The organism is Enterococcus sp. DIV0436a (assembly GCF_051711605.1).
In the GTDB taxonomy this organism is placed as follows: domain Bacteria; phylum Bacillota; class Bacilli; order Lactobacillales; family Enterococcaceae; genus Enterococcus_B; species Enterococcus_B faecium.
Genome location: NZ_JBIONA010000001.1, coordinates 2,212,025 through 2,222,500 on the forward strand (window position 1 = coordinate 2,212,025; position 10,476 = coordinate 2,222,500).

Annotated in this window: 8 protein-coding genes, 1 tRNA gene, 2 rRNA genes and 2 pseudogenes (1 of these 13 running past the window's edge); 1 reads left to right on the forward strand and 12 read right to left on the reverse strand. The window is 34.5% G+C overall.

Going from position 1 to position 10,476, the window contains the following annotated elements; genetic code table 11:
• Positions 1–1,527: 1,527 nt before the first annotated feature.
• The 9 genes and pseudogenes from IGL15_RS10945 to IGL15_RS10985 form a co-directional block, all read right to left on the reverse strand.
• Positions 1,528–1,716 carry a hypothetical protein gene (locus tag IGL15_RS10945; RefSeq protein ID WP_002319818.1) on the reverse strand — a complete coding sequence of 63 codons (189 nt, stop codon included), beginning with the start codon at positions 1,714–1,716 and terminating at the stop codon, positions 1,528–1,530.
• 47 nt (positions 1,717–1,763) lie between these two features.
• Positions 1,764–2,561, reverse strand: a complete 798-nt coding sequence (locus tag IGL15_RS10950) for a MurR/RpiR family transcriptional regulator (RefSeq protein WP_002295305.1) — start codon at positions 2,559–2,561, stop codon at positions 1,764–1,766.
• Positions 2,562–2,578: 17 nt separating this feature from the next.
• On the reverse strand, positions 2,579–3,664 hold the full coding sequence (gene aguA / locus IGL15_RS10955) for an agmatine deiminase (protein ID WP_104765234.1): 1,086 nt from the start codon (positions 3,662–3,664) through the stop codon (positions 2,579–2,581).
• Between the two features lie 159 nt (positions 3,665–3,823).
• The gene (gene arcC, locus IGL15_RS10960) at positions 3,824–4,813 is read right to left on the reverse strand and encodes a carbamate kinase (protein WP_002298721.1); all 990 of its coding nucleotides are present in this window, start codon (positions 4,811–4,813) and stop codon (positions 3,824–3,826) included.
• Positions 4,810–5,916, reverse strand: a complete 1,107-nt coding sequence (gene aguA, locus IGL15_RS10965) for an agmatine deiminase (RefSeq protein ID WP_104765233.1) — start codon at positions 5,914–5,916, stop codon at positions 4,810–4,812. Before aguA (IGL15_RS10965) ends, arcC begins: the two co-directional genes overlap by 4 nt.
• A complete protein-coding gene (locus tag IGL15_RS10970) occupies positions 5,903–7,291 on the reverse strand; it encodes an APC family permease (protein WP_002301313.1) in 1,389 nt (462 codons plus the stop codon). Before IGL15_RS10970 ends, aguA (IGL15_RS10965) begins: the two co-directional genes overlap by 14 nt.
• A gap of 111 nt (positions 7,292–7,402) precedes the next feature.
• Positions 7,403–8,437 carry a putrescine carbamoyltransferase gene (gene ptcA / locus IGL15_RS10975; RefSeq protein WP_002295311.1) on the reverse strand — a complete coding sequence of 345 codons (1,035 nt, stop codon included), beginning with the start codon at positions 8,435–8,437 and terminating at the stop codon, positions 7,403–7,405.
• 767 nt (positions 8,438–9,204) lie between these two features.
• A pseudogene (locus IGL15_RS10980) lies at positions 9,205–9,435 on the reverse strand (ABC transporter permease); the annotation flags it as partial.
• Positions 9,425–9,586, reverse strand: coding sequence for a peptide ABC transporter permease (locus IGL15_RS10985; RefSeq protein ID WP_079995580.1), 162 nt, complete (start codon positions 9,584–9,586; stop codon positions 9,425–9,427). The pseudogene IGL15_RS10980 and the gene IGL15_RS10985, both read right to left, overlap by 11 nt.
• Positions 9,587–9,735: 149 nt before the next feature.
• Between IGL15_RS10985 and IGL15_RS10990 the strand changes: the two are divergent.
• Positions 9,736–9,837: pseudogene (locus tag IGL15_RS10990) on the forward strand (transposase); the annotation flags it as partial.
• 129 nt (positions 9,838–9,966) lie between these two features.
• Here IGL15_RS10990 and IGL15_RS10995 read toward each other — a convergent pair.
• From IGL15_RS10995 to IGL15_RS11005, 3 genes are all read right to left on the reverse strand, one after another.
• A tRNA-Asn gene (locus tag IGL15_RS10995) sits at positions 9,967–10,040 on the reverse strand.
• 9 nt (positions 10,041–10,049) lie between these two features.
• A 5S ribosomal RNA gene (rrf, locus tag IGL15_RS11000) occupies positions 10,050–10,165 on the reverse strand.
• Between the two features lie 94 nt (positions 10,166–10,259).
• Positions 10,260–10,476 (reverse strand): 23S ribosomal RNA (locus IGL15_RS11005); it runs 2,698 nt beyond the window's last position.

The window sequence follows — 10,476 nt, forward strand, 5'->3', positions numbered from 1 at the left end:
GGTACGACATTCTAAGCGTAAATGATTGATATTCTTTTGCAGAAACATTCTTAATTTGTACCTAAAGATTGCTGACTAAAAAATAGATAGAAAATTTTCTTCACTCTATTTAATGCGTTGCTTGAAGTTTTATAGTTATCTATTAACATTCTCGTCCCCTATTGTCGGGGATAGGTTTCGATTAGATGAACTCGAAAACGTTGCTATATCAATTATGGAATACATTATTCTCTGTCCAGTGATGGGACAATCCATACTCTTCCAATTAGTTATTTGGTCGATTCACGGGAAAAATTTTATATGCAGTTCATTATTACTACTCATCTTCAGACTGTACCGATTCAAAACATTACCCTTTCTTCAATTTTCAGTATCTAGATTGAAAATTATATCATACTTAATATTCCTTTCAATCTAGTTTATTCACCAGGTTATATTTCCTAATGAGACTCATATAATCCTAATTCGTACTTACGCATGTTAATCAATTGTTACACTACCAATACTTGATAAAAAGGCTTTCAACCTCGTTAAGCATGGTCATAACATAGCTGATAATTACCAGATCGAAATTTCTTTATAACTCTTACAAAGCAAAAAGACCGCTCCTTCGCTACAAAATGTGATATTTTTGATAAATGGACTAGGCTGATTTTTCAACATTTGGTTAATCCCCATTACTAGAGTATGAATATCCTTAACCTGAAGTCCTTTGTCTTTGTTGCTTAGTACGCTCGGGATTTCTTCTTTTTGTCAAGGATGAAAATGATTTTTCAAAGGATTTTGGATTTTCATTGTATCTATTATCCAAAATGTTTTGAATGTTTAACACTAATGTCATAACTAATAATGGCTTATTGCTAGCGTCTATCGAAGTATTTTTTATTTCCTTCAATGTCAATGTCATAGAGATAGACATTTAAAATCTGCGACATTTTCACCGGGATTTAGCCCATCTTTTTCGTCAATTTTTGGATTCTTTTTTAGTTTCTATTGGAAAGAATCTTCAACTGACATAATTCATTTTGTATTTTTATCTGTCCTCTTAACATTTTAGTGTCAATTTTAATAGTGCTTCACACGAGAAAGGTATAAACATACCAATAAATTTGGTATGACTAATGAACCTTGCACTGCATAGTATAGCCATACGCGGATATACTATATCTCTTATGTTCCTTAGAGTAAAACCTCTAAATCGGTGTGTATTGTTGTTCAAAAAATAAAAAATTCCAGATTAAATCTGTTCATTAGATACATCTAACCCGTTCAACCAAGAATCGAATTCATTTTTCAATTCTTGCAACTGCCCATAATATTTCTCGCATGATATTTGTTAAGCCACTATTCTCATTTTGCTGTTTTTTAACAAATTTAAATTGTAGATATACGTCTACCTTTACGTTATCTACAATTTAAATTTCATTTACTGTAGTAATTCCCGAATCGTGAACGTTTGTTACTTACACCGTTTTGATAATAACTTTTTGAATCAAATAAATGCTGTATATAATATTTGGCCCACACTTATAATAGCGTTTCATAACCAATTGGCAACCCCAACGTACAAATACATTTTTTGACCGCTTTCTTGCTTTCCTCCTCTGTGGTTGTCTGAAGAACATCCTTATAAAGAAAATAAACTTTCGTACAATAAGATCTTCCAGTAATTTTGATTAGTTGACGACAAGCTTCCATACTAGTACTGTTCATCATTTCTAAGATGCTGCTGCCGATGAACAAAATATTCTCTTGTCGATCATTCAACGAAAAACAAGATGGTAAGTGTCTGTTCCACTGCTTTCGATAAATTGGTACAAAATTAATTCCATTAATGCAATCATTGAGATATGTGACGTAATATCTAGATGATTCAAGCTGATTTCATCTGTAAACAAATAAAGATTAATATCACTAAAGTTTTGAATTAAGTTATTATCTGCTCCAGTAATTGAAACGATTAAAGGATGATCTTGTTCCTTTATTTTTCGAATTGTTTCGATCAACTCTAAATCTTCTCCTTTGTAACTGAAGATAAAGGCTATATCATTCTTTTTAACTTGCTTTTGTGCAATAGAACGAGTTTGATGATCTTCAGGAAAAATTACAAAAAAACCGGCTGTATTATACAAATATCGTATATAACGCATAATTTCTTTACTCAATCCTTTAGCAAATAAAAAAATTTTAGGCTGTTTTTGTAGTTGTTCTACAATTAGTTTCACTTTATCTGTATCTATTACGCGAACAGATTCAACTAAATTCTTTAAATACTCTTCGCGATAATCTTTCTGGCTAACGACAAAAGGTGAACTCTCGGGAAGAGGAGTTTTATAAAGTAACGTATATTTAATAACAGTGGTAAACTCACTAAATCCAGAAAATCCAAGCTTTCTGACAAAACGCAGAAAAGTAGTTGTTGAAACAAAACAGTCATCAGCAACTTCGCGGATACTTTTACTTTTAATGTTTTCTAGGTTATTGATGACGTAATCAAAAAGAATTTGTTCATTCTTAGTCAGCTCTGAAATATGACTATTGGCTATTTCAAAAAAATCCATTACCTATCACCCCTTTCTTATTGAGGTACTCCTTGAGCAACACAGTGAATATTTCCACCACCAAGTAAAATTTCACGAGCCATTACACCAATAATTTCATATTCTGGGTATATTTTTTTTAATAGTGCTTCTGCTTTTTTATCATTTGGGTCCTCAAAAAGTGGAAAAATAATGCCGCCATTTGCTGTATAATAGCTTACATAAGAAGCAATCAACCGATCACCGGAAAATCGAGGAAGCATGCCATTTACCGGATCAACACCAGCAGCTTCTTCCTCTGTAATATATAAAGGTTTTGGTAATTCTATCTTGTGTATAATGAAGCTTCTTCCTTTTGCGTCTTTTTCTTTCATCAACACTTCTTCTGCTTCTCTGACGATTTCGTACATTGGATCACTTGGTTGTTCACACCAACTCAAAATAATTTCACCAGGCCGTACAACATTGATTAAATTATCGATATCACCGTTTGTTTCATCCAAAAAAAAGCCTCGAGGAAACCAAACGATTTTTTCTATGCCACAATACTCTTTTAGAATTTTTTCAATTGATTCTTTATCTAATTGAGGGTTACGTCCTTCTGATAACAAGCATTCTTCTGTTGCAAAAAGCGTTCCTTCCCCATCTGTATGTATTGAGCAACCTTCTAGAACAAACTCTTGTAATTGGTAATATTCAATTCTCTCCTGTTCACAAATTTTTTGAGCTAACAAATCATCTTGATCCCACGGAAAAAATAACCCATCTAACAAACCGCCCCAAGCATTAAATCGAAAATCGACACCACGTACTTCCCCCAAAGAATTCATAACATATAATGGTCCCGTGTCTCTTATCCATGCGTCGTTATTACTTACTTCTAGTACACGTATTTTTTCAGGTAATTGATAACGTGCATTCAAGAATTGTTGATGCGAAACGAGCATAGTTACATTTTCAAATCGTGCAATTACTTCAGCGACTTCAGCGTATGCTTTTTGTGCAGGTTTTCCCCCTAAACGCCAGTTATCTGGACGTTCGGGCCAAATCAAATAGCATTCTTTATGAAAAGACCACTCTGGTGCCAATTGAAATCCATCTTTTTTTGGTGACGATTCTAGCATAAATGTTCCTCCTTTAAATAAACCAACATTCTTAGTAACCAACTAAATTTTAGGGTATTGTCTTAAACATACTATAACATTCTAAGTATATCTATAATAGGATTAAAAAAGCGAAATAGAAACAACTAGATGTTCTATTTCGCACAGTTACTTTTTCTTTTACTCATATGTTAATATATCTACTAAGTGACTTTTTTGTTCTAAATTTTGTGAGCTATAAATAATCGTGCCAGCATTTTCTTTTAGTAATTTATCTAAATTTTCTAAAGAAGTAATTACAGCTCGCGCATTAGGTTTTTTCTTAACAAATTCTAAGGCAGCTTCCACTTTTGGCAACATACTTCCTGGTGCAAACTCACCATTATCTTTGTATTTTTCTAATGTCTCAATATCAATTTTTTTCAGTTCTTTTTGTTGCGGTGTGTTAAAATGGACAGCAACATTTGCAACACCAGTTAAGATAATCAGTTCATTTGCATCAATGATTTCAGCAAGTTTTTCAGAAGCAAAGTCTTTATCTATCACAGCTTCTTTACCTCTTAGGCCTTCACCAGTTTGAATTACCGGAATACCACCACCTCCTCCTGCAATTACAATTACATCTGAATCAACTAGCGTTTTTATAACTTTTGATTCAACTATATCTATAGGTTTAGGAGAAGCCACTACTTTACGCCATCCTCTTCCTGCATCTTCTTTGAAGATAGAATCGGTCATTCTCGTTTCTTTTTCAGCCTGTTCTTTCGTCATAAATGGCCCAATTGGTTTAGTAGGCTGTTTAAATCCTGGGTCTTCTTCAGAAACAATAACTTGAGTGAACAATCCTACTATGGATTTTTCTATACCACGTTTCTTCAATTCATTCGTTAACGCCTGTGCTAGCCAATATCCTATGCTGCCTTGAGTCATTGCAACATTGGTATCAAGTGGCATTGCTGGATTCGTTTGGGTTGCTCCAGCTTTTTGTTGTAATAATAAGTTACCTACTTGAGGCCCGTTACCATGAGTAATAAGTAGCTTATAGCCTTTTTCAACTAGAGCAGCTAATGACTGAGCTGTTTCAGCTAAAGTCTTTTGTTGTCCTGTTGCCGTAGGATCATTTGTTAATATTGCATTACCTCCTAATGCCACAACTATTTTCTTTGTCATAACACGTTTTCTCCTTTAGGGATTTGTTGCGTAATACAATGAATGTTTCCTCCACCTAATAAGATTTCTCGAGTATAAACACCCACAATTTTACGATCAGGATATAAGGATTGCAATGTTTCCTTTGCCTTTTCGTCCATTGGATCATCAAATAATGGATAAATAACTCCTCCATTTGCTGTATAGTAATTTACATAACTTGCTGCCAAACGATCTCCTTTTTGACGTGGAAGTGTACCATTTATGGTATCTACTCCATGACTTTCTTTTTCGTTAATAAGTATAGGCTTAGGCACATGCAATTTTGTTACATGAATATTTCGACCTTTTGCATCTACGGAGTTTTCCAGAATTTCTAGGCATTCTTTAGAAATTTCATATTGTGGATCCTGCTTATCATCTGTCCAAGCTAAAACAACTTCACCAGGCGCTACAAAATTAACAATATTATCTACATGGCCATTCGTTTCATCTAAATAAATTCCGCGCTTTAACCAAATTACCTTATCAATATTTAGATACTCTCCTAAAATATTTTCAATTTGTTCTTTTGATAGCTGTGGATTACGTCCTTTTGATAATAAGCACTCTTCTGTGGTAATTAATATACCTTCTCCATCAACATGGATAGATCCCCCTTCCAAAACAAAATTATCTAAACGATAACGGTCCTTCCATTCAATTTCACAAATTTTTTGTGCAACTTGATCGTCTTGATCCCAAGGGAAATAAAGTCCATCTTCCAGCCCGCCCCAAGCGTTGAATGTCCAATCCACACCTCGAACTTTTCCTTGACTATTTGTAACAAAAGTAGGACCACAATCTCGAACCCATGAATCATTATTAGCAATTTCTACCACCCGTATATGTTCGGGAAGCATGTGGCGAGCATTATCATACTGATCAGAATTCACACCCATTGTAACAGGCTCAAAATTGGCAATCGCCCTAGCAACCTCTGCGAAAGCTCGCTGGGCTGGTTTTCCTCCATCTCGCCAATTATCAGGACGTTGTGGCCACAACATATATACTCCTTCATGCGCCGAAAATTCTCCGGGCATTCTAAAATGATCTTTTTTAGGTGAACTATCAATTGTTTTCATCAGTAAGCACTCCTTTATCTTTTTTTTCTTTTGACGAATAGTGAATCACGATTTCACCAATAACAAAGGCAAAAATTGTTCCGAGCAACACGGGTACTTTAGTATTTATCTCTGAAGAACTTGAATCTAGAGGAACTACAGAAAAAAGTAGTGTCGCGATTAGCAACAACATTGGGATAATCGTCATTAATTTTAACAACCAATTTGGTCCAGGAACTTTAAATGGACGAACAACATGAGAATCGATTTTTCTTAACTTCAAGAACGCTGGAAACATCATAATATAAGAAAGTAACAATGCTACTACATTTAGTGAGAAAAACGCCCAAAAAATATTCTCATTTGGGATAAAGGGTGCAATAATAATTAGAAGTGAAGCAATAATACCATTAGTGACAGAAGCTCCTACTGGCATATCATTTTTTTGACTTTTTTTAGCGAAAATTAGAGGCATATCATGATTTTTTGCAGCATACAAAGCGACATAATTTACTCCTAAGGACCAAGAAATCAAGTTTGCTGCCAGCGTATACATGAAGAAAATACCGATTAATACAACAAAAGGATTCAATCCCCCAACAAGCAAAATAAAGCTGTCAATTAATCCTCCAGAAGCAGATAATTGATCTGCTGGTACCGCCGCTCCCATTCCAAATGCAGCAAACAAATAGAAAAAGGCGATCAAAACACCACCATAAATAATAGCTTGTGGAATTTGTTTTTTAGGGTTATCCATTTCATTTGCTAGAGTAGTGACCACTTCAAATCCTAAAAAATTAAACAAGATAACAGATAAAAAACTAAAATTTTGAATATCTAGTTTAGGTAACAAAGCTGTTCCAGAAAAGTTATTAGCCATTCCTTTTGTTAATGCATGATAGATACCCAAAACACCAAGACATATCATGATTGCCACTTTCGCAAATGCAGCGATATTTAAGATCCACTTACTATCACTAACAGGGTAACAGCTAATTATCGTAACAATCCAGACAAATACCAACTGCAACATAATTAGTAGAGGCGTACTAAAGTTTAACTGAAAAATTTGAGTTAATACTTCTTGAAATAAAACGGCGAGACTCGCCATCCAAATAGGAAAATTAATCCAGTAAAACCAAGCGACTCTAGCACCCCACTTTCTTCCATAAGCTTTTTTAACCCAGTCATAGATCCCTCCTTCGCCGTCATATGTCGTACCAAGTTCAGCTGATATTAATCCGTAAGGTAAGAAAAATAATATCAACAATAAACCCCACCAAAAAAATTGCGAAGAGCCGATTGCAGCAGCTGGTGCTGCCGACTCTACCACTAAGATAACTACAACGGCCATCAATACTGCATCAAATAAACGGAATTTCTTTTTTTCTTTCATTATTGTGCTCCTTTCGATGAGCCTTTTATGAAAAGTACGTGTAAATTTTTTTATTCTCTATGAATTAGCAAAAAATTCACACGTCTCTTCTACTGCTTAAGCAAGTTCTTGCTAATCTCTTCGTTCTAATTGACGTTTAGGTTTCAGCATACACTGCAGTTCCCCATCAAATTTTTCTGCTAAAGCTTGATCGGCATAATCCAAATATGGATTCAAAAAATAAACTAATAAAGCACGCATAGCTGTTAATCGATTTTCTGCTTCATCTAATACGATAGATTGTTCACCATCTAGCACTTCATCTGTAACTTCTTCACCGCGTGTTGCTGGTAAGCAGTGCAAAAATTTTGCATGTGGTGAAGCTTTTTTCATCAATTCATTATTTACTTGGTAGGTTGGATAGAAAATATTCATCCGTTCTTCTTCAGATAATTCCGCTTCATATAAGCCATACCACACATCCGTATAGACAAAGTCCGCATCTTTAAGAGCCACATTAACATCTTCTGTGATCTGCACACTTCCTCCTGATTTTTTGGCATTTTCCTTCCCTATTTCTAATGCTTCTTCTTTAATTTGGAATCCCTCTGGTCCGTATTGAACAAAATCCATTCCCATTTTTGTTGCCATAAACATGGTAGATACACAAACTTGCGTTGCATCTCCAACAAAAACAATTTTACAATCAGATAATTTTTTTCCTTTCGGTAAATGTTCAGTCATCGTAATAATATCGCCTAGTTCTTGCGTAGGATGGTTGTAATCACTCATGCCATTAATAACTGGAATTGTTGCGTTCTTTGCCAACGAAACCACTGATTCATGACGTTCAACTCGAGCCATTAATATATCTACTAAACGTGATAATACTCGTGCAGTATCACCAAGACTTTCATGTCCTCCTAGTTGTATTTGACCAGGTGCTAAATATTGAGCGTGTCCTCCTAATTGTTCCATTGCGGTTTCAAATGAAACACGGGTTCGAGTGGAAGACTGTTCAAAAATCATACCTAGTGTTTTATTTTTAAGTAGTAATGGGTAATGACCATACTTAATACTTTTTTTGATTTTTAATCCTAGTTTGATTAAGTAATCGATTTCTTCTTTTGTAAAATCATTTGTATCAATAAAATCTCTTTTCTGCATAATTAACGCTCCTTCGAAATTTTTAATTGATATGTCTTTTACTCGAGTAATATATCTGACATATTTAGAATAAGCGTCTTTCGAGATTTATGAAAGCGGATTTAACACTTTAGAAATCAAAGTCATTTAAAGAAAATTTGTTACATTTTATGTAACAAGTTACACTAACAATCTTAAATTGCTTAAAGACTTAAGGATGCAATTTAACCGATACCATTGTTTTAAAAAACTTCTTCAAATGTTGCCATTTGGTAGCCAACCTTTTTAACCTCATTACTGTTAAAATAAACCAAATTTTCGTTATACTATGTTTCTTTTATAGTAAATATCATTTTTCTCACCTAATAGTTTGTCGTTTCGTGTGTGAAAGCATTCCGTAATTTTTCTAAAACAAAAAAGGATCTTTTGTAACACTTAGTTAATGTTACAAAGACCCTTTTTATTTTAGTCTAGTTCAATTGTAATATTCCGTTATTGCCTTACTATGACCGTATATGCCAATTTTTCAAATGACAATAAGATATTAGTATAACCTTTCCTTTATTCTAATTTCATTGGTTAAATTGAAGCTTCATTTTAAAAGTTGAACAAATTTCTAGTTAACAAACACGTTGCTAATTTTTAGATAAGAGGCATTGGCAAGTAGAAAATAAATTTAAGTCACACTGGCAAATGTAAAAATTTTTAATTGACAGTATTTAGGGCAAAAAATTCTTAAGCCAAATTCTGATTGGTCTTGATATTTGTTCATATTAGCAAAATGATACCTACTTATTTTTGTCTTGTAATACAATCCTTGTATATAACCATGTCGTCAGTACATAGTAGATGAAATACAATACGAAGAAGATCGTAAATGGTGCCCAAATATTTTTGTATGGATTTTGCATGAATAGACCAAACATTTGTAATCCGAACAAGACATGGACTACACCTAAGATTCCTGGTGCTAAGAATAACACACCTACTTCTCTACGGATCGATTGTTTAAGCAATCCGTATAGCGACCATTGAAAGCATTTGTGTATATTCACGAATACGAAAACTTAACTGGGACAAGGTGAAATTGTTCAACTTTTTCAATAAGATCTGTTCTGATTTCTTTAGTAATGATAAAAAGAAAATGATCACAACATGTAATAGCAACACCTGCAAAAACTTCTACAGTTTTACCCCATTAAAAAGATAATTGTAATCTTCTACAGGATAAGTCACAGGTCCACCAGAAACTTGTTTGAAATAGATTTCAAAGCTGACATCTGTCTTGACTTCCTGCTCCTCTTTTTTCGCTTTATGAGAAAAAGCATGGAATGCGCTGCATCAGGTATCGAGGCTTAGAAAACAATCAGGTGCATACGATGCTTGTTTTTGCCGAAATGAATCTGAAAAAATTGGTCACTTAGCAGTGGGAGCATATGTCTTCATATTTTTTATTATACAAAAATAGACAAAAGTATCAGTCTACACTCTTAGTAAAGAGGAAACTGATACTTTTGTCTACAGTATGATATTTCTTACATCTACTTTTACTCCGGCAGTAGGACTCGAACCTACGACATCATGATTAACAGTCATGCGCTACTACCAACTGAGCTATGCCGGAATAACATCAGCGTGGCGACGTCCTACTCTCACAAGGGGCAACCCCTCACTACAATCGGCGCTAAGAAGCTTAACTTCTGTGTTCGGCATGGTTACAGGTGTATCCTTCTCGCTATCGCCACCACACTGTGGTGTTATCTTTTATTGAGTAAATTTTGTTCACTCAAAACTGGATTTGAAGTCACATAAGTTTTTTTCCGAGATCTTTTCTTTTAACCTATTGGTTAAGTCCTCGATCGATTAGTATCAGTCCGCTCCATACATCACTGTACTTCCACTCCTGACCTATCTACCTGATCATCTCTCAGGGATCTTACTTTCTTAAAGAAATGGGAAATCTCATCTTGAGGTGGGCTTCACACTTAGATGCTTTCAGCGTTTATCCCTTCCCTACATAGCTACCCAGCAATGCCCTTGGCAGAACAACTGGTACACCA

Coding starts and splice junctions, on each gene's coding strand:
- IGL15_RS10945 (WP_002319818.1), bottom strand. CDS start 1,716: ATGATGAACAGTACTAGTATGGAAGCTTGTCGTCAACTAATCAAAATT.
- arcC (WP_002298721.1), bottom strand. CDS start 4,813: ATGACAAAGAAAATAGTTGTGGCATTAGGAGGTAATGCAATATTAACA.
- IGL15_RS10950 (WP_002295305.1), bottom strand. CDS start 2,561: ATGGATTTTTTTGAAATAGCCAATAGTCATATTTCAGAGCTGACTAAG.
- ptcA (WP_002295311.1), bottom strand. CDS start 8,437: ATGCAGAAAAGAGATTTTATTGATACAAATGATTTTACAAAAGAAGAA.
- IGL15_RS10970 (WP_002301313.1), bottom strand. CDS start 7,291: ATGAAAGAAAAAAAGAAATTCCGTTTATTTGATGCAGTATTGATGGCC.
- aguA (WP_104765234.1), bottom strand. CDS start 3,664: ATGCTAGAATCGTCACCAAAAAAAGATGGATTTCAATTGGCACCAGAG.
- aguA (WP_104765233.1), bottom strand. CDS start 5,916: ATGAAAACAATTGATAGTTCACCTAAAAAAGATCATTTTAGAATGCCC.